Here is a 17,933-nt window from a genome sequence, read left to right as displayed (position 1 = left end):
GCTCAGCCCACGCCGTGCGCTCGTGGAGGTCCCTCCTGACCGAGATGATGGCGCCCACGTGGATGCGTGCGGTCGCCGGCTCTCGGCCGCGCACACCGATCAGCGGCCGCGCTCGTCACACGCGCACGAACAAGGCACCTCGCCGGAGTCCGAGCTCGCCGGGGCCGGCGCTTGACCCGGCGACCTGGATCGCCGAGGCACGCGGGCGCGCTGGCAGGGGTCCTGAGGGCCGGCAGGCGGAGTTGACCTACTCTCTCGTGACGCCACGCCGCACCGCATGAGCGTCGTCGACCAGTGCCCGTGCGGCTCCCACCGGGAGTACGCGGAGTGCTGCGAGCCTTTCCATCTCGGGAACCCGGCGCCGACCGCCGAGGCGCTCATGCGATCCCGCTACAGCGCCTTCGCCCGCGGCCTCGCGCCGTACCTGCTGCGCACCTGGCATCCCTCGACGCGCCCCAAGCGCCTGGACCTGGACGCCGGTATGACCTGGCGCGCCCTGCAGATCGTCGACACCGTGAACGGCGGCCCGGGCGACGACACCGGTGTCGTGGAATTCCGCGCGATCGCGCGCTCGGCGGACGGCGAGCGTCGCGTGCAGCACGAGCGCAGCACGTTCACGCGGATCGACGGCCGCTGGCTCTATGTGGATGCCGGGACGGGACCGCTGGTCCGCGACCGGTGATCATGCGGCCGCCTCCAGCCCGGCTTTACAGCCTCGCCAGTGCTGCCCTCGAGCGACACTGGCAGAACAAGGGTGCCGGTCCTTCGGTGCTGCGGCTACGCGATCCTCGCACCCTCCCAGCAGGTCCGAACGGGGGACCGAGGAGAAATGGCGGCGGCGCCGGTCTGATGACGGTCCGCCAGATGCCCGCGACCGCAGCAGGGAGAGCCACCCATGAGACCGCTCCGATACTCGATCAACATCACCCTCGACGGCTGCTGCGACCACCGGGTAGGGATGATCCCGGACGAAGAGTCGCATCGCTACTGGGCCACCAATCTGGAACGAGCCGATGCCCTTCTCTTCGGCCGGGTGACCTACAAGATGATGGAGGCGGCGTGGCGGCAGCCGGCGACGGGAACGTGGCCTGACTGGATGGCTGACTGGATGGTCCCCTTCGCCCGGACGATCGACGGGGCGAAGAAGTACGTCGTGTCGGGCACCCTGGACCAGGTCGACTGGAACGCGGAGCTCGTGCAGGGTGACCTGGGGAAAGCTGTTCAGCAGCTCAAGCGGGAGCCTGGAAGAGGCCTGTTCGTGGGAGGCGTGACGCTCCCGCTGGCCTTGGCGGATCTGGGATTGATCGATGAGTACGAGTTTGTCGTGCAGCCCATCCTGGCGGGCCACGGGCCGACGTTGTTCGTCGGTCTGAGCGAGCGACTCGAGCTGAAGCTCGTGGGGCGCCAGGAGTTCCGGTCGGGGGCGGTCGCTCTGCGGTACCAGCCCGGTCGAGTCTCGGCTTGAAGGTCGGCTGCCTCTGGGCACGCGGGCCTGGCAACTCCGCCACAACGCCGAGGTCGACACAGGCGTGCCCTCGAACGCCGGGTCCGTGACCACCGTCGTCATGGAGTGTGCAGGTCAGAGACCTGAACGATCTTCTCTGTAAGCGCCGATGACCACGGTGAACTGGCCGTTCATTGCACGTTCTCCGCCGTGCTGAGCAGCGAGGACACCGATCGGACGCGAACGGAAGTGCGCCAGTTCACCGTGGTGTCGTCGATCTTCCATCAGCGTCATCCTCCGAGCCGGAGGGTGGAAGATCGACCCTGAGCGCGGCCGCTCCGAGCTCGTAGTCGTCGCCCTGTTCGACGAGACGCGCCGCCGCCCTCCAGAGGCCGGGTAGCGCAAGCCAGCCCTTGCCGCGACCCGCGGCCCGCGCGGTTCCGCCACGGCCACGCCCGCTTCTCGACCGTGGACGACATCGCGGCATGCCTCAACCAACATCGTCCGTCCACGTGCACCAGGCCAGCCCTCACCTGAGAGGAGACTAGAATTCTGGTCTATGCAGACGCTACCGCTGTCCGACGTGAAGGCCCGGCTGTCCGAGATCGCCGACGAGGTCGATCGGACGCACGAGCGCGTGCACATCACCCGTAACGGCCGCGACTTCGTCGTGTTGATGGCCGCCGAGGATCTGGAGCGCCTGGAGGAGACAATCGCGATCTTGAGCGACCCGCTGACGATGCGTCAGCTCGCCGAGTCGGACGCCGAGCTTGCTCGCGGCGAAGTCGTGACGGCAGAGGAGATCGCCGAGGACATGCGGCGCAAGTTCGGCGCCGCATGACCGACCCCGTCGGCCGCTACGTCCTCCAAATGTCTCCAGCGGCCCGCCGCGCACTCAACGAGAGTCTCCCCCACACCGTGGCCGCAGCGGTCTACGAACTGATCACCGGGCCGCTCCTGGACGCTCCCTACCGGGTCGGGAAACGGCTCATGCCACCGCTCGATGACCGGTTCAGCGCGCGGCGGGGGACCTACCGGGTTATATACCGCATCGACGACAAGGCCATGACCGTCACGGTCGTCGCCATCGACCACCGCCGCGACGTCTACCACCGCTGACCGCCCGAAGAGCACTGGTCAGACGCCGGACCGATCGGCCCGGTAAGCGCCGATGACCACGGTGAACTGGCCGTTCAATACACGTTCTCCGCTGTGCCGAGCTGCGAAGTCACCAATCAGAGGCGAACGGAAGTGCGCCAGTTCACCGTGGTGTTATCGATCTTCCATCCAGGTCGCCATCCGGGCCGAAGGGTGGGCGGTCGACGCGGAACCAGGCTTGCCCCCGACAAGGTGAGCAGCTTGTCGTGCGTGCTCGGCGGCGCACGCCACGTCCTAGACGTCCGCGCCTGGTGGGCGGACCGCGCGGGCGTTCCTGCTCCTCGTGCCGTGCTTCGGCGCGTTCCTGACCGCGATGGCACCTCGCGGTGGAGTCCACGGACGTGAGGGGGACGGCCAGCAGTCAGGCCACCGGTCCCCACGCCGAACGCTCTCCCCTCCGAGGCAAAGGGGAGAGCGTTCGGCGTCTTCGCGTGAGCGCGGCTCGTTATCCGCTCGAGCAACGTTACCGGCGGCTCTACCAGCTGAACCAGTAGAACCAGACGGACAGCGGTGCGACGTTTGCACCTGTCGACGGGAATTTGTTGTGCCAGACCGTGGCCGGACCGAAGGAGTAGTAGTTGCTGACGCCGGCTACCCCGTACTGCGACTGAGCGACCCACGCGACGAGGTCGGGATACGTCGGCAGCCAGCTGATGACGTCGTCGCGGCCGTCACCGTTGAAGTCGCCGGCGCGCGTCCCCGCCCCGGAGACACTCGCCGCGTCGGCAGTGCCGACGAAGCCCGAGCTCACGGCCGCGGCCACGAGGACAGCAGGCCGATCCGTCGGATCCAGCCCCGATTCATGACGCCATCCTTGCTGTCGTAGATCCGCTCACGGTGGAGTCAGCAGCCGGTGGAAGTGGTGGCGGCGGTGCGGGCGTTCGCCGCACGGCCAGTGCGCCGAAACCGATGACAGCGGCGATGCTGTCCGCGATACCGAGCGCAGGGACGTCGCCGATGTTCGCGACCGGGAACGCCAGCGCAGCCAGCCCGATCAGGGACACCGTCCATCGCGGCGCGACACCTCGCAGTGCGATCGCGCACAGGAGGAGCATCAGCGGGAAGCCCAGGCCGAGCGGTTTGATCAGGGTGGCCGCGCCGTCCCGATCGACGAGGGAGACGTCACCGAGAGCGACGTGGATCGTGTCGAAGCCGTAGGCGACGTTGCCGGCGATCCCGATCGAACCGACGGCCAGCAGCACAGCCGTCAACGTGCCGGATGTCCAGGTCGCGACCCGGACCAGGACGAGGGTGTAGGCGGTGGCACCGAGCACGTGGAAGACCCCGCCCGCGGAGTCGGACTCCCAGCCGCGCAGGGCGTAAAGAATGTTGGCTACCAGGTAGAGGACGGGCGCGACGACGAGTGACGCCGTCAGCAGCCGGTCGGCGGATGAGCCGGGAACGGCGTTCACGGGACGCTCCTCGGGGACTGACCGAATCGGACCCGATCACGGTCGCGGTTCGGCCGCGGCGACACATCCAAGCCGACCCGGCGGGATGGCAAGGGTTGTCCCTGTTCCGCACGGCGAGTGCCCGGTACACCATGTCGCAATGCTTCGGATCCCGCCACGCATGTCGGGATCGGCGGCCGCCGCCGCTGTGACCACGCTGGTGGCGGGTGGGTTCGCCCTCGGGTTCCGGCTGGACGACCTGCACAACGGCCTGCTCGCCGTCGTCTTCACCGCCGTCGGGCTCTACGTGGTGCGGCAGCGGCCGGTCAACCGCGAGGCCTGGCTGTTCGTCGCCACCGGGGTCGCGCAGGCGGCGATGTTCGCCGCCCGCCAGTACGGCCTGCACTCTCCCGCGTTGCCCGCCGCCTCCTGGATCGGCTGGCTCGGGGTGTGGCCGCTTTCGCTGGTGTTCGTGCTGACCGCGGTGACTCTCATGAGCTTCCCGACCGGGCGGCTGCCCTCGCCGGCCTGGCGGGCGGCCGTCTGCGCGCTGGCCTTGCTGGGCGCGGTACTCGCGGCGATGTCGGCACTGTGGCCGGTCGAGTACGGACGGGTGCCGCTGGCCGCGCCGCATCCGCTGCACGTCCCGGGCGCCGCGACCGCGGCCGCCGTCCACCCCGTCGCGATAGCGATCGGCTACCCGGCGTTCCAGCTCGTCTGGGTGGTGTGCGCGATCGGGCGGCTGGTACGCGCCGACGGCGACGAGTCCCGACAGCTGCGCTGGTTCGTCCTCGCCGTGGCGGCGACGGGGATGGTGATGGCCGCGGGGCTGATCGGGTGGGGAACACCCGTACCCGGGCTGCTGGCAGTACCGCTGGTGCCGCTGGCTGCGGGGGCGGCGATCCTCAAGTACCGCCTTTACGACGTCGACCCGGTGATCAACGCGACGCTCGTCTGGGGCGCGATGGCGGCGGTGGTGACCCTCGGGTACGCCGTCGTCGTCGTCGCTGTCGGCAGCCTGATCGGCGGTTCCGGCACTCTGCTCGCGCTGCTGGCCACCGCGTTGGTAGCCGTGGCGTTCGAGCCGTTGCGCCACCGCGCCCAGCGGGTGGCGGACCGGGTCGTCTACGGCCGCCGAGCCACCCCGTACGAGGCCCTGTCCCGGCTTTCCGCCCAGCTGACGGGCCCGGCGAGTGGGCTGCTCGACGGGCTGTGCGCCACAGTCGCCGAAGGCACGGGCGCACGGCGGGTGGTGCTGTGGACGGGACCAGCCGACGGGCTGCGCGCCGTGTCGGCGTGGCCGGCGGGATACCCGGACGAGGTCCGGACCCTCGACGAGCTGACCCTCGGCGGGCATGCGGTACCGGTGGCGCACGGGGGCCGAACCGTCGGCACGCTCGCCGTGACCATGGGGGCGCGTGGTGCGCTGACCTCCCAGGAGCGCGGCCTGCTCGCCGACCTGGCAGCCCAGGCGGGTCTTGTCCTCGAGTTGCGCGCGAGCGCCCAGCGGCTGGTCGTCGCGGGCGACGAGGCCCGGCGCCGGTTGGAACGCGACCTGCACGACGGGGCCCAGCAGCGGCTGGTCACCGTCGCGCTGGAACTGGGCGCGCTCGCCAAGGCCGCCGACGGCGCCACCGCGTTCGCCGAGCGGGCCGAGTCCGCCCGCCAACAGCTGCTGGCGGCCACCGCCGAGCTGCGCGAGACCGCGCGCGGGCTGCACCCGGCCGTGCTCACCCAGGACGGACTGGAAGCCGCGCTCGACTTCCTCGCCGACCGGTCGGCCGTTCCGGTACGGCTGCACGTCGCCGTGGACCGCCGGCTGCCACCCGCCGTGGAGGCGACGGCGTACTTCGTCGTCAGCGAGGGCCTCACGAACGCCGCCAAACACGCCCAGGCCCGGATCACGACCGTCACCGCGCGGCTGACCGGGCGCGGGCTGCTGCTCGAGGTCGGCGACGACGGCGTCGGCGGAGCACAGGCCCGCCCGGGATCCGGCCTGGAGGGACTCACCGACCGCCTCGCCGCCCTCGACGCCCGGCTGATCGTCGACAGCGGACCCACCGGAACGCGGCTGCGGACGGTGATCCCGTGCGGGTGATGCTGGCCGACGACGCCATCCTGTTCCGCGAAGGACTGGCCCGCATCCTGACCGAGATGGGCTTCGACGTTACCGGCCGGTGCGGCGACGGGGACACCCTGGTCCGTATGGTGCACGGCGACCCACCCGACGTGGCCGTGCTGGACCTGCGGATGCCACCGGGTTTCGCCGACGAGGGCATCGAGGCGGCGAGAGCCGTCCGAGCCGCAGCACCCTCGGTCGGGCTGATGGTGCTGTCACAGTACGTGGAGGTCCACCACGCTCTGCGGCTGATGACCGACTTCGACGGCGGGGTCGGCTACCTGCTCAAAGACCGTGTCTCCGACCTGCACGTCTTCGGCGCCGAGCTCCGCAAGGTCGCTGCCGGAGGCACCGTGATCGATCCTGACCTGGTGGTCCGCCTCGTCGCACGGCGCCGCGAGGACGACCCGCTGGGCAGGCTCACCGAACGGGAACGGGCGGTACTCGCCCTCATGGCACGCGGACACTCCAACACCGCCATCGCCACCGACCTCTACCTCGCCGTGAAGACGGTCGAGGCGCACGTGACCTCTATCTTCGCCAAACTGGACCTGGCACCGGGCGAGCGCGAACACCGGCGCGTACTCGCGGTCCTGCGCTTCCTACGCGCATGGGCCCCGCGCCAACGGCCAGGGCCATGGGTGCGGGCCTGCTATGTCCACCACTCACGCCAGATCGGGGCGTGCTGGACGGATCGGGACCTGCTCGCCGCGCTCAGGTATTTCGCTTCGGCCACCGGTCTGGAATCGCTGCACGGCCTCGACCGGTGACCCACCGCAGACCACAGCGGCTGGATAGCCTCTCCAGATCGTCGTCCCCGCGGAGAGGCATTCCCGTGTTCGGACCGCCCACCATCGTCATGACCTTCGCCGACGATCCGAGGAGTCCGCACGCCGGTGGGCCGGCGTCCTCAACGCCCCGGTGCACCTCGACGTCGACGGCGACTCCGTCTACGCCTGGCTGAACGTGTCCGGCATCGAGCTCGGATTCCACCAGGCCGACGACGACCGCAACCCACGCGGCGGATCCCCCGTCATCTACTGGTCCGTCACCGACCTCGACGCCGTCCGCGGGCAGCTCCTCGACGCCGGCTGCCGGCACCACCGCGGACCGCTCACCGTCACCGAAGGACGACAAATCTGCCAACTCGTCGACCCCTTCGGAACCATCATCGGCCTCGAAGGACCGTGATAGCGAGCCAGCGGGGAAAGGGCGGGTGCTGGTAGGCCAACCACCCTGCCCCCCTTTGGCCCTGCCTGCTGTCCGATGACCGGCGGATGGGGACCGCGAAGGGTGGCTGGCGTACCGGTGCGGTCGCCGTACATCGACCGCATCCACGTAGTGCAGCCTCAAGACTAGCGCCACGCACGCGCCGCGGGACTGGATCCCGCCGACGGACATATGGTCGACGCGATCCGATCGCGGTCGAACGCAGCGCTATCCACTGGCGCCTTCTTCTGGGTGGACGGGCCGGAGATGGCTGCCGCGAGCCGGGCGAGGTTGTCAGGAGTCGGTTCCGGAACGATGTCGAGATCACCGGTGATGTTGGGGGAACCCTGCAGACGGGCACCGACCCCACCAACGATCACGTAGTTCACCCGATGGTCGGCGAGGCACCGCAGCAGACCGCGAAGATGGAACCCGGTCACAGCCGGCTACCCCACAGCGGGACGCAGGTCGGACAGCACCCCGGCCTCGGCTTCGAGCATCCGGAGCCTGTCCTCAGGAGGCAACGCGAGGATCGCCTCGACCTGCACCCGCAGGCCAGGATCGGACGTCCATGGCCGCCCGACATAGCGGCGTGCACGCGCCATCGCCTCAGCGGCCCGTGCACGGTAGTAGGCGGCACGTTCGCCGTTTGCTCGCTCGCTGCCCGCCGTGGCCGACGTGGCTGGTGAACGGGAAGCGAGGGCATCCGCCGGGATCTCCACCCGGTAAGGATGCCAGCTGCCACCGACAGAACGCAGCGACCGCCAGGCAGGGGTGCCCGCCTCTCCATCAGAGGCGGGTGGCGACAGCACGGGTGACCTCGACGGCGAGGGGACGGAGACGGTCCAGGCGCGCGGCGAGGGCCGGGTGCCGGTCGGCCTCGTCACGGTGGATGCGGATCTCCCGGGCGAGCAGGACCGCCGCGTTGAGCCAGAAGGCGTCCCCGTCGAGGCCGGAGGCGGTCCGGGACTGCAGGTCCGGGTCGTCCACGGCGAGGACCCACAGCAGGGCGTGGTCGTAGCCGGGCAGGTAGAGCCCGGCGTACTCCCAGTCGAGTACCGCTGAGACGGCGTCGTCGTCGAGCAGCACGTTGGCAGGCAGGAGATCCCCGTGGGCGAACTGCCACCGGGCCCGAGCGGTGACGCGCCGGTACAGAGCGAGCAGTGCCATGACGCTGTCAGCGCCGAGCACGCCATGTCCACCGGGGCCGTAACGGAGAATGCGCTGCGGATAGTCGACCACAGGAGTGAAGACCACCGGTGCCGTCCAGTCCGCGAGCGTGTCGGCGGCGTGCAGGAGCGCGTCGGCAGCGGCCGCGGGCAGGGTCGCGTCCAGGTAGCGATGGCGGGCCACCGGTAGGCCGCATATCCGCTCGACGAGCAGCAGCCCAGGGGAGGGTGGCGCCAGCAACACCGGGACACGCACCGGTGGAGGTGCGACGGTGAACACCTCGTAGGCGGCGCTCTCACGGGCGAACCGCCCCCGCCACGGCCGCGTCTGATCGGTGAGTACTTTCAGGACGGCCGGTTGATCCCCGTAGGTGCCGGCCAGCAGAACCGCCTTGCCGGTGTTCGCCACCGTCCGCCGGGGACGAAAGTCCGGATAGCACCGTCGCGCATGCCGCAGCTGATCGGCGTTCAGACCGCTTCTCCCCCACCCTGCCCGCACCTCGGTGTCCGCCATGGGATCCTCCGCGACTCCAGCCCGTCACCCACCCTTGTTCCAGCAGGCACCCCAGCAGTAATCCCCACCGATCCCACCCACAGCCCGAAGATCAGAACTCGGCGTGGTAGCCGACAGCCATCCACCACGCCGACCGCAGTTCACTCCCGCGGCGAGCGCAGTGCCACGAGACCCGGAAGTCCCGAACCAGGAAAACACTGGTCAGGCACCCGACCTGTCGGCCCGGTAGGCGTCGATGACCACGGTGAACTGGCCGTTATTTTGACGTTATCGCTGTGCTCAGCTGCAAAGACGCTGATCCGGCGTGAACGAAAGTGCGCCACTTTACCGTGGTGTGAAAGATCTTCCTTGAGCGTGGCCTCGCCAGACCGCTGACCCGGCTGTCCGCGACACCAAGAGGTACATCGGGACGATCATCCGTCGCCCCGCCATCCGGGACGGTTGAGGTCTAGCCAGTGCTCGACGTCGCCGCGGTGCCAGAGCCTCAGCTTCGGATGATCCAAGATCGGATCCGGGAAGCCCTTCGTGGTCGCGACCCGCACCGCGTACGCGCGGGATACCCGCTGCCGCTGGCGTGAGCCGCGCCCGATGAGGTCGCGTAGCGCGTCGACGTCGACCGCGTCGGCCAGCTCCGCCAGCGAGATCGTCTCCCGCCTCGGCCACGACTCCATGTGCGCGCACGCTAGCGACTACGCTAAGTAACCTACGCGCATTGGTTATTCATGGCGGTTACGTGCGTCACCTACTCGCGGTACCCTTACCTCCCGGTCGACCGCGACCAGGGGCCAGAAAGACGAACTCGCCCGGACGCCGCATGTCCGGGCGAGTTCTCGGCGATCGCCTTCACAGAAAGGATCACGCCGTGCCCCACAGCCAATCAGCCAGCCCTCACCCCCGGGTACCGGCCGCAACCACACCCGACTCCCATCCGGCCGACCTGTCCGCACCTGGAGGTGCCTCCGATCCGGCAGCGGTGCGGGTCCGCGAGACGGGCACCGGGCCGTTCCGGTACGTCGTGGTCGACGTGCCGGCCGGCGCGCATCCGGCGAGTCTCGCCGCGGCTCTGCGGGGGCTGCCGATCGGATGCGAGTTCGCGAGCATGGCGGACCTGTCCGGTACGCGTTCCGGCGGCGAGCTGCACTTCAGGGTTCACGACCAGCACCCGCGCGCGACCGGCGGGCTTGCGCCCCGTTTGCTACGGCTGGCCGATGACGACCCGTTTACCGAGAGCGGGAGCGTCTTCGGCGGAGGCGACGGGTCATGAGCGCGCGGATGGTGCTGCCGGTCACCGGCGCCCACGGTGGCCTGGTGACGCGTCGGCGAGTGGTATCCACGACCGGGCGGCGCCCGTTGATCTATGGCCTGGTGGTGCTCGACGGCGCGGGCGCGCTGGTCGAGGTGGTGAGTCCGTTCGGGAGTGAGACTGCGGCGCGGCAGTGGGCTGACCTGTACGGCGTCGAGTCGTACCAGGTGCTGCCGGCCCGGATCGCGGGCGGACGACGCTGAGCCCGTCCGTCGCCTGCACTCGGCCCTCTGCCCTGTTGGGCGGGGGGCCGTTCGCGTGTTCGGGGGCCGTTCGCGTGTTCGCGGGTCGCCGCGGGGTTCCGGCCGGTCGGGACGGGGTTGCTGGTGCCGGCGCGCTCGGCCTGCCGGTCTTCCGGTGCCGTGGTTGGCCCTCGGTCCGGCGCCTGGGAACGATCGTCACGTGACGATCGTCCGGGATTGGCCTAGCATGCCGGTCATGGGCGATCGTCACGTGATGACCGATCCGGTTCCGGCGGACGGGCTGTGTGGGTGTGGCTGCGGCCGGACATGTCCGGCCGCGCCTGCCAGTGGGGGCCGGGTACCGCGGTACGCCTCTCGCGGCTGTCAGCAGCGCGCCTACCGAGTTCGCCAGGCCGCCCGCGCCACTCCCCCGGTGGACCCGGCGAGCGTCGCCGGGCTGCTCGACGCCATCCGTGCTCTGGCCGGGGTGCTGGACGCTGGTGGCCGGCCCGACGATGCGTTGCTCGCCGTGGTGCGGGACGGCACGACGGCGCTGCTTGCCCGCGTCGCTCCCGCGCCGACGGCACCTCCGTCGGATACTGACCGTCTCGCGCCCCTCCCACCGGCGGCACCGTCGTCGGGCACGTCGCCCGATCTACGATCGTCACGTGACGATCGTTCCGAGCAAAGCGGTCCCGCTCCCGCGGCTACCGTGCCGGCCCTTCCCGACGATCGTCACGTGGCGACCGCGCCGGCGAGGCCGGTAGCCGGCCCGGAGGAGGTTGCACCACGGCCGGCCGGTTCCCGTCGACGGCGGGAGCGGCCGGTGGTGATCCGGACAGACCGCGGGGACAGGCCGCTGTCCCCCGAGCTGTCCGCGGCGGTCCGCGCCGTCGCCAACGCCTCGGAAGGAGACACTCCCGTCGTCCGCCGCGTGGACTCCGACGTCAGCGGCACGCAGGACGTCCACATGGGCGGTGTGCTTCTCGGGACGGTGCGTCCCGATTACGGCCCTCATGGCGGGAAGGCGTGGCAGGCCCGTGACGTGGCGGGCAGCGTGGCACGGGCCTGGCGGAAGGGTCGGATGTGTGAGACCCATCCCCGCCGCGGTGATGCGGTCGACGCGCTTGTCTCCCACCTTGCTTCCCTCGCCGAGCGGGCCCGCCGCGCCTCCCTACGCCCCCGGGCCGTTGCCTCGACCGACACCGCCCCCACGATCGTCACGTGACGGTCGACGGCCACGCGGGGGGGTGTCCCCACCCGCACTCGGATGTGGCCAAGCCGCCGAGCGGCCCTCTGCCCGCATGGGTGGAGGGCCGCTGACGTTGTCCGGCTGTCACCCCGTTACCGTGCGGCCGGTCACGCGGGGCGCAGGAGGACATTCTGGCCGGTCAGGGCCGGGGTGGGGTGTCCTGCTTCGGTCTGGCGCGGTTCTTGCGTCGTGCCTGCGCCGAGCGCAGTGCGAGCGCGGAGAAGTACGCGCGGCGGGCGTACTCAGCTCGGCGGACGCGTTCGGCGGGTGGGAGGGTGCCGTCCGGGTCGACCTGGCGGTCGAAGCGGTCCAGGAAGGCGGCGCGTCCGCGGGCGGTCCGCGCGGCCCGGTCGGGGGTGTTCGCCCACGAGGCGTGGGCGGCGAGCCGGGCGATGAGTGCCCTGTCCTCGGGGTTACTAGCGGCCATGGTCAGCTCCTGAGCGGTTCTGTGACGGTCGTGGGCGACTCGGGAAAAGGTCCACCGGGCTCGGGAGCGGAGGGGCCAGTCGCAGGAAGCTCCCGCGGCTTTGGTTCGGGTTCACGGACCGCGGCGAGCAGGACCGCGGCCCGGTCGGTGGAGCAGCGGTGCCCGCGCTGGCGGACACCGCGGGCAAGTGCGGTCCGGGTGACCGGTCGGCCCTGGCGGGTCAGCTCGACGGCGACCGCCCGCCCGGCCGCCAGGAGATCGGCCGGCAGGGCCGCTGGTGGCGGACCGGTGGCATCGACGTAGGCCGTCCGGTCAGCCTGCGGGCCGTCGCCCGCCGCCCGGTCACCGACCGGTGGTGCGGGGCCGCGGGTGGGGTTGATGGCCGTCGCCGGTGTGGGTGCCGGGTGGTCGGGCCGGGTCGCTTTGAGCCCGGCGACCAGGCCGAACGCCGCGACTGGCCACAGCGCCATCGTGGGCACCCAGACACCGGGAGCACCGGTGAGCGCGTCGGGTCCGGCGGCGGTGAGGTTCGCCGCGCCGGACATCCCGACACCCGCAACCAGGGTCGTGACGGGCCAGCGGACCCGGGCGCCGCTGCGGTGCCGGTGGCGGATTTCGATGATGGACGCCAGCGCCATCAGCTCGACGGACACGGCGATCAGCCAGGCGGCCCAGTCAGGTTGCCCAGCCCAGGCGGCGACATCGTGGACGTGAACAAACGCGACGCAGAACACCCCCACCGCGAGCACCACCGGCAACGCCGCGCCGAGCACACGTTCCGCGCGTCCCTGCCTCCCGGACGTGGTGTCGGCGGGGACAGGCCCGGCCCGCGCCGGATCGTCGCCGCTTCCGGCCGCGGTGGGGGTTGTCGGGGTGGCCGCGGCCGGGTCTGGTGCGTCCTGGGCGGCGGAGTCGGGGGTCACGGTCATGTCGAGCTTCTCCGTTCCGGGAATTATGCGGCTCGGGTGAGGGATTCGGGAAGTGCGAGGCTGGAAAGGACGGCGGCAGCGAGAGCGGGCGGGACCGCGTTCCCGGCCTGCACCTGCCGGCTACTGGCGGTTCCCTGCCAGGGGTAGTCGCCGGGAAAGGACTGCAACAAGCCGAACTCGGCGAAGGTGAAACGGTCCGTTGGTCCGATCCACCGGCCGTTCTCCATCGCCGCTCGGAGGTTTTCGCGGACGCTGGCACCACCCCAGGAATTCCCACGGGTAGTCACGGTGAACGCCGGCCGGTCGATCAATCCTCGACCGATCGCGTCGGCCATGCTGCGCCACGACTTGAGAGGCGGCGTGAATCGTGCGGCGCGCTGCCGGTAGCGGGTGTGGGTAGGCTGCGGCGGGCCCACGGTGTCCTTGGTGCGGGAGGCGAGGAGGAAGGCACGGCGGCGGGTCTGCGGCACGCCGTATTCCTCGGCGGACAGAATTCCGGTCCAGGTGGCGTAGCCGGTTCGGCGCAGTTCGTAGGCGAAGCGGTCCCAGATCGGCAGGACGGCGGGAACCTCTTCCATCGCGATCCAGGCCGGGTGAAGCGCCCGCGCGAACCGCATAGGCTGGTGGATGAGCCGGCCGCGGGGATCGGCGAGCCACATCCTGTTTCCCGCCACGCTGAATGGCTGGCAGGGCGGGGAGGCAATCAGCCCGGTTACTCCGATGTAGTCATCGGGGCGTAGTGCCTCGACGTCGCTTTCGATGGTGGGCAGTCCGGCGGCGCGGCGGGTTTCGCAGGCCTGATGGTCCCACTCGACACCGATTTCGTGGAGGCCGAGTTGTGCGCAGGCCAGGGACCATCCGCCGGCACCGGCGAAGAGGTCAAGCACGGTCGACATTTTCTTTCTCCGGTTCAGAGGAAGACACGATGGATAGCACAGAAAGGCACGGAACGGCGATCGAAAGAAAGGCCGGCGGGGAGCCGACGAGAGCGGTTACCACGGCATTCTGTGGCATTCCCGGAGGCGCGGGGGCGTCGTGGCCGTCGAGCGGCTTCCAGCTGCGACCGCGCGCTTCGATCACGCAGAGTGGCGCAGGTCGGTGGGGAGTGGCGAGAGGGCAAGCGGGAGGGCGGAGGGGGCCTGGGAGGCCGGTTTTCGCGGGTTTCGGCGCCTGCTGCGACCAGGCCGCTTACCGGTGTTCTCCCTGTTCAACGGGCATTTTTGGCGCTTACAGGGGGTGCTTGCGCAAGCAGGGAGGCCGCTTGCGCAAGCACCCGCCTGACCTATCCGCGGACCCCGTTTCGGTCACGTTCAGCCACCACGGCGGCGACGTCGTGGCGGACGATGCCGCGCCGGTTGACGACCTTCCCGCGCACTCGCCGGTTGATCTGGCTGGTCTCGATGCCGTATGGCTTCAACACCACCGCGAGCTGTTCCGGACCCCATCCGCCGTACAGGTCCGGCCGCAGCTCGGCGAGCCGGGCGACGACGGTTTCCGACCACACCCGGTTCTCGGCGTCGGCTATGACGGTAAGAATGTCGTCGAGCAGGGAAAGCGTCACAGGTTCCGCCGCCGCAATCTCGCGTGGGGCATGCTCGGCGAGCCGCCCGGCCGCTATCCGCGCGGCCCGCGCCCGGTCCGCTATTTTCTCCGCGGTGGGGGTGTCGATGTAGGCGGCGCGGACAATCATCGGCTCATCGGTCGCACCGACAAGATAGCCGATTCCCTTGTCCGATGGCCGCAGGGTGGACGCCTGGATACCGTTCTTGTACATCGACGTGCCGAGAATCATGTCGTTCTCGACCTGTCCCATCACCCGCAGGCAAAACCGGATAGATGCGTTCGATGACACCCCGGTGGGCAGTGATGCGGCGTCGGGTCGTTGTGTGGCGAGGATGAGGACGACGCCGAGGGCGCGGCCGAGTTTGATGATGGCGGTGGCGAGTTCCCCGGCTTCTTTGCCGTAGTCGGGGTGGGAGAACAGGTTCTGGCATTCATCGATGATCGTGACGAGTGGGTGCAGGCCCTGGGAACGTAGCCCGGCTATCTGCCGGGTCACTTTCCCGTCCGGACACAGATCCTTCGGCAACCGGCGGATAGCCTCCGCGCGACGGGCAATATCGGCCCGCAGCTCTCGCAGCGCTGCCAGTGTGGTTTCGGCGGTGGCGTCGTCGAGGCCGGTGGCGTAGCGAGTGGCGAACTTCTCCGCCGCGTCGAGGTCGGCGGTGCCTTTCAGGTTGAACACCCACAACTCACAGGTCGGGTCCAGCCCGCAGCCGAGCATGAGCACCCGCACCGCCGACGTCTTCCCCGCCCCGGGCAGCGACCCGACCAGCACATTGTTTTCCACCAGCGAGATGGACACCGCCCGGCCGCGCGGATCAGACCCGAACGGCAGCGGGGCGAACACGTCGACCAGGCCCCGTTGCGCCAGCGGCCACGGCGCGGCCGGGGCCTGCGACATGTCCTGGTCCCCCACCCACAGGATCAACCGGCCGGCGTGCGCGTCATGCCCCGCTTCCGGCCAAACACAGCCGAGGGGGCGGCGCAGGCCGGAGGCGAGCCGTTCGCGGCGTTCCAGGATGTCGGAGACGGTCACCCCGTAGGGCAGGTCGACCTCTGCCCGCCAGCCCGGCCCGTCGCGCATGATCGGTGATGGGTAGGTGATCCCGCCGCCTTCCCGGCGGGCCCGGTTGATCTCCGCGATACCGAGTGCGCCGAGCGCGCGGGTGACGACGTCGGCGGTCAGCCGGCCGACCCGGGTCGGGACGACGGCCGGGCTCATCAGCGGCCGGTCCGCCGGTGCCCCCACCACCCCCAGCACCGCGATAGCGGCCGCGAGGATCGGCAGATGTGCGCCGGTCGGGGCGGCGACCCACCACCACACCGCCAGCACCAGCGCCGGAAGGCCGACCAGACCGGCCAGGATCGCCCGGGTCCGGGTACGGGTGTCGTGGAGACGAGCAAGCCGCAGATAGGTGCTGGCGTCCTCCTGGCGGATCGCGGCGGCGATCACCGGCCGGGCGTCACGGTCGACCAGCCAGCCCACCGCCCCCGCGACCAGCCGTCCCGCACCCCGCGGCGCACGGGCAGCCAGCCGGCCAGCGTAGAGCGGGAGACGCACCGCGTGGTAGGCGGCGGTGTAGGAGTAGTGCCCGGCCGCCCACCGGGCCGCGACCCGCAGCGCCACCCACGAACGCAGCCACGACGGGATGATCGGCCGCCGGGCACCCGGCCGGGGCTCCAACCGCCGGCGCCGCGGCGGCCGGGGCGGATCCACCGGAACCAGCACCTCCCCGGCCGCCTCGACACCCTCGACGGCCATGGGCACCGGGAGCGGTTCGGGCGCGGGCAGGGGGACGGGGTGTCGGTCGGCGGGCAGGTAGCGCTCCAGCTCGGCGCGGACCGCGTCGAGGTCGGGCACCCACCCACCCGACGCCCCGTCGGCACCCGGGCCGTCCGGGGGTGGGCTCGCGGGTTCGTCGGGCGGGGGGTGGCTGTGATCGGACATGATGGTGGTCCCTTCTCCTTGCAGGGGTGGGGAGCCCGGGGCGCGGTGTCTGTCTTGGCGGTCAGGAACCGCGCCCCGGGGCGAACTCAACGAACCGGCCGGATCACGCCCCGGCCGCGGTGGTGCTGCTGCATTTCCGCCAGGCGGCGGGCGTCACCGATCTCGCGGTGTTCCTCGGCGAGCCGGAGCAGCAGAACCACCAGCAGCGCACCGTTCGACAGCAACAGCGCCGCCGACGTCAGCACCAGGAAAAGCGTCATCATCGAAACCGCATCCTTTTCTGGTCACACACCGATGGACGAGACGACGCCGATCACCTGATTGATGATCTGCTGAATCATCGGTGCCAGCCCGGACGCGGCCAGGTAGAAACCGAGCACGATGCACAGCAGCGCCGACGCCAGACTCAGCCGGTAGGAACGGACCAGTACCACCACCGCGAACATCAGCAGCACCACAATCGAGATACTCATCATCGGACGGGATTCCTTTCCTCGACGCGATTGGATTTCAGGCGTGCGGGTCGTACGGGTCGTTGCCGAGCGGGGCGTCGTCGAACTCGTCGACGTGCGCGAAGCTCTCGCTGTCCACCACGCCCGGGTCGGCCGGCACCGGGTCCGCACCGGCCGGAATCGCCCAGGCGTTGTACGCCTGCCGCCATTCCGTCCGCGTCCGCACCCGCCACAGCTCCAGCCGCGCCAGCACCAGATCCAGCGCGCCCCGAAGCTCCATGTCGTCGATGCCCTCGGCCAGGTAGAGGCGGTGCAGGACGGTGCCCGCCGTGTAGCCCTCCAGGTGCTCGGCGTGCGCTTTCTCCGCACGATTGGCCAGGTCCGACAGCGCCAACGGCCCGAAGTCGTTCTCAGGCGTGCGCTCGGGGGATGAAAGATTGGACATTGTTTACTCTCCTCGGTAGCCGCTGGATGCGGGTTTTCCTGTCGACGGGCGGGAGGAAACGGGATGACCTGGATTCGATGGACAAGAATTTAAGGCTGCACCCCCGGAGTTTGCGGATGCTCCCGCTCATATGCTGCAGGGCGCGGCAGGATTTCGAACTGGTCTAGTTGCTGCGGCCCCGGCTGATCAGCCAGAAGACGACCAGGCCCAGAGCGAACACCGCGAACGCGCCGAGCATCGCCGGGGCCATGCTCGTGACCGCCCACTGCACCGTCGAGGCGCACACCGCCAGAACGGCGAACCCGAAAAACCAGCGGATCATCGTTCCCAGCAACGACCGGCGAACAACGTAGTACCGTGCCATCACAGAACCTGCCACTTCCGTCGCGACGCCCAGAGGACCATCGCGACCTGCGCTCCCGGAAGAG

24 protein-coding genes and 1 pseudogene are annotated in these 17,933 nt (G+C 70.3%); 10 read left to right on the top strand and 15 right to left on the bottom strand.

All coding sequences use genetic code 11. The features are described from left to right. Positions 1-277: 277 nt before the first annotated feature. Together E0504_RS33440 and E0504_RS33435 are read left to right on the top strand one after the other, a co-directional pair. On the top strand, positions 278-682 hold the full coding sequence (locus E0504_RS33440; RefSeq protein ID WP_112108530.1) for a YchJ family protein: 405 nt from the start codon (positions 278-280) through the stop codon (positions 680-682). A gap of 213 nt (positions 683-895) precedes the next feature. After that, positions 896-1,465: a dihydrofolate reductase family protein gene (locus tag E0504_RS33435; protein WP_131626567.1), complete on the top strand. Its 570-nt coding sequence runs from the start codon at positions 896-898 to the stop codon at positions 1,463-1,465. A 114-nt stretch (positions 1,466-1,579) separates the two neighbouring features. Here the strand turns inward: E0504_RS33435 and E0504_RS50660 are convergent, their stop codons facing one another. After that, positions 1,580-1,738, bottom strand: coding sequence for a hypothetical protein (locus E0504_RS50660; RefSeq protein WP_165938688.1), 159 nt, complete (start codon positions 1,736-1,738; stop codon positions 1,580-1,582). A gap of 265 nt (positions 1,739-2,003) precedes the next feature. On the opposite strand from E0504_RS50660, the gene E0504_RS33430 reads away from it, so the two are divergent. Further along, entirely contained in the window at positions 2,004-2,285 is a 282-nt protein-coding gene (locus tag E0504_RS33430) for a type II toxin-antitoxin system Phd/YefM family antitoxin (protein WP_112108529.1), read from the top strand. After that, on the top strand, positions 2,282-2,563 hold the full coding sequence (locus tag E0504_RS33425; protein ID WP_131626566.1) for a type II toxin-antitoxin system RelE/ParE family toxin: 282 nt from the start codon (positions 2,282-2,284) through the stop codon (positions 2,561-2,563). Before E0504_RS33430 ends, E0504_RS33425 begins: the two co-directional genes overlap by 4 nt. Positions 2,564-3,077: 514 nt before the next feature. On the opposite strand, the gene E0504_RS33420 is transcribed toward E0504_RS33425, so the two are convergent. Both E0504_RS33420 and E0504_RS33415 read right to left on the bottom strand, forming a co-directional pair. Continuing rightward, positions 3,078-3,353, bottom strand: coding sequence for a hypothetical protein (locus tag E0504_RS33420; protein WP_131626565.1), 276 nt, complete (start codon positions 3,351-3,353; stop codon positions 3,078-3,080). A 49-nt stretch (positions 3,354-3,402) separates the two neighbouring features. Continuing rightward, positions 3,403-4,014 (bottom strand): hypothetical protein, encoded by a 612-nt coding sequence (locus E0504_RS33415; RefSeq protein WP_131626564.1) that lies wholly within the window; start codon positions 4,012-4,014, stop codon positions 3,403-3,405. 160 nt (positions 4,015-4,174) lie between these two features. Here E0504_RS33415 and E0504_RS33410 point away from each other — a divergent pair, with 160 nt between their 5' ends. The 3 genes and pseudogenes from E0504_RS33410 (at position 4,175) to E0504_RS33400 (ending at position 7,303) form a co-directional block, all read left to right on the top strand. Then, a complete protein-coding gene (locus tag E0504_RS33410) occupies positions 4,175-6,091 on the top strand; it encodes a histidine kinase (RefSeq protein WP_131626563.1) in 1,917 nt (638 codons plus the stop codon). Further along, positions 6,082-6,720, top strand: a pseudogene (locus E0504_RS33405) (response regulator transcription factor); the annotation flags it as partial. The gene E0504_RS33410 and the pseudogene E0504_RS33405, both read left to right, overlap by 10 nt. A gap of 313 nt (positions 6,721-7,033) precedes the next feature. Next, on the top strand, positions 7,034-7,303 hold the full coding sequence (locus tag E0504_RS33400; RefSeq protein ID WP_235014721.1) for a VOC family protein: 270 nt from the start codon (positions 7,034-7,036) through the stop codon (positions 7,301-7,303). Between the two features lie 164 nt (positions 7,304-7,467). On the opposite strand, the gene E0504_RS33395 is transcribed toward E0504_RS33400, so the two are convergent. The 4 genes from E0504_RS33395 to E0504_RS33380 form a co-directional block, all read right to left on the bottom strand. Further along, positions 7,468-7,710, bottom strand: coding sequence for a hypothetical protein (locus E0504_RS33395; RefSeq protein ID WP_243657736.1), 243 nt, complete (start codon positions 7,708-7,710; stop codon positions 7,468-7,470). A 57-nt stretch (positions 7,711-7,767) separates the two neighbouring features. Continuing rightward, positions 7,768-7,926 carry a hypothetical protein gene (locus tag E0504_RS33390; protein ID WP_235014717.1) on the bottom strand — a complete coding sequence of 53 codons (159 nt, stop codon included), beginning with the start codon at positions 7,924-7,926 and terminating at the stop codon, positions 7,768-7,770. 184 nt (positions 7,927-8,110) lie between these two features. Continuing rightward, the gene (locus E0504_RS33385) at positions 8,111-9,004 is read right to left on the bottom strand and encodes a phosphotransferase (protein ID WP_131626562.1); all 894 of its coding nucleotides are present in this window, start codon (positions 9,002-9,004) and stop codon (positions 8,111-8,113) included. Positions 9,005-9,417: 413 nt separating this feature from the next. Further along, entirely contained in the window at positions 9,418-9,675 is a 258-nt protein-coding gene (locus E0504_RS33380) for a hypothetical protein (protein WP_131626561.1), read from the bottom strand. A gap of 191 nt (positions 9,676-9,866) precedes the next feature. Between E0504_RS33380 and E0504_RS33375 the strand changes: the two genes are divergently transcribed. The 3 genes from E0504_RS33375 (at position 9,867) to E0504_RS33365 (ending at position 11,717) form a co-directional block, all read left to right on the top strand. Next, positions 9,867-10,268 (top strand): hypothetical protein, encoded by a 402-nt coding sequence (locus E0504_RS33375; protein ID WP_243657735.1) that lies wholly within the window; start codon positions 9,867-9,869, stop codon positions 10,266-10,268. Beyond that, a complete protein-coding gene (locus E0504_RS33370; RefSeq protein ID WP_131626560.1) occupies positions 10,265-10,510 on the top strand; it encodes a hypothetical protein in 246 nt (81 codons plus the stop codon). The genes E0504_RS33375 and E0504_RS33370 overlap by 4 nt, the downstream gene beginning before the upstream one ends. A gap of 805 nt (positions 10,511-11,315) precedes the next feature. Further along, positions 11,316-11,717, top strand: coding sequence for a hypothetical protein (locus E0504_RS33365; protein ID WP_131626559.1), 402 nt, complete (start codon positions 11,316-11,318; stop codon positions 11,715-11,717). Positions 11,718-11,880: 163 nt separating this feature from the next. Here the strand turns inward: E0504_RS33365 and E0504_RS33360 are convergent, their stop codons facing one another. The 8 genes from E0504_RS33360 to E0504_RS33330 all read right to left on the bottom strand — a co-directional run bounded on the left by E0504_RS33360 (position 11,881) and on the right by E0504_RS33330 (position 17,869). Next, the gene (locus E0504_RS33360) at positions 11,881-12,168 is read right to left on the bottom strand and encodes a hypothetical protein (protein WP_131626558.1); all 288 of its coding nucleotides are present in this window, start codon (positions 12,166-12,168) and stop codon (positions 11,881-11,883) included. A 2-nt stretch (positions 12,169-12,170) separates the two neighbouring features. Then, positions 12,171-13,097, bottom strand: a complete 927-nt coding sequence (locus tag E0504_RS33355; protein WP_131626557.1) for a DUF2637 domain-containing protein — start codon at positions 13,095-13,097, stop codon at positions 12,171-12,173. Between the two features lie 23 nt (positions 13,098-13,120). Further along, positions 13,121-13,993: a DNA cytosine methyltransferase gene (locus E0504_RS33350; protein WP_131626556.1), complete on the bottom strand. Its 873-nt coding sequence runs from the start codon at positions 13,991-13,993 to the stop codon at positions 13,121-13,123. Between the two features lie 386 nt (positions 13,994-14,379). Beyond that, the gene (locus tag E0504_RS33345; RefSeq protein ID WP_131626555.1) at positions 14,380-16,608 is read right to left on the bottom strand and encodes a cell division protein FtsK; all 2,229 of its coding nucleotides are present in this window, start codon (positions 16,606-16,608) and stop codon (positions 14,380-14,382) included. An 86-nt stretch (positions 16,609-16,694) separates the two neighbouring features. Next, complete coding sequence (locus E0504_RS50655) at positions 16,695-16,871, bottom strand: hypothetical protein (RefSeq protein WP_165938687.1); 177 nt, start codon at positions 16,869-16,871, stop codon at positions 16,695-16,697. Positions 16,872-16,892: 21 nt separating this feature from the next. Continuing rightward, positions 16,893-17,084, bottom strand: coding sequence for a hypothetical protein (locus tag E0504_RS33340; protein WP_131626554.1), 192 nt, complete (start codon positions 17,082-17,084; stop codon positions 16,893-16,895). Between the two features lie 34 nt (positions 17,085-17,118). After that, positions 17,119-17,505, bottom strand: a complete 387-nt coding sequence (locus tag E0504_RS33335; protein WP_207974632.1) for a hypothetical protein — start codon at positions 17,503-17,505, stop codon at positions 17,119-17,121. Between the two features lie 163 nt (positions 17,506-17,668). Continuing rightward, positions 17,669-17,869: a hypothetical protein gene (locus E0504_RS33330; protein WP_131626553.1), complete on the bottom strand. Its 201-nt coding sequence runs from the start codon at positions 17,867-17,869 to the stop codon at positions 17,669-17,671. Positions 17,870-17,933: the final 64 nt, after the last annotated feature.

This window comes from Parafrankia sp. BMG5.11 (assembly GCF_004337455.1).
Note: the sequence above shows the minus strand (reverse complement) of the source record. Positions and strands in the feature narration are given on the sequence as shown.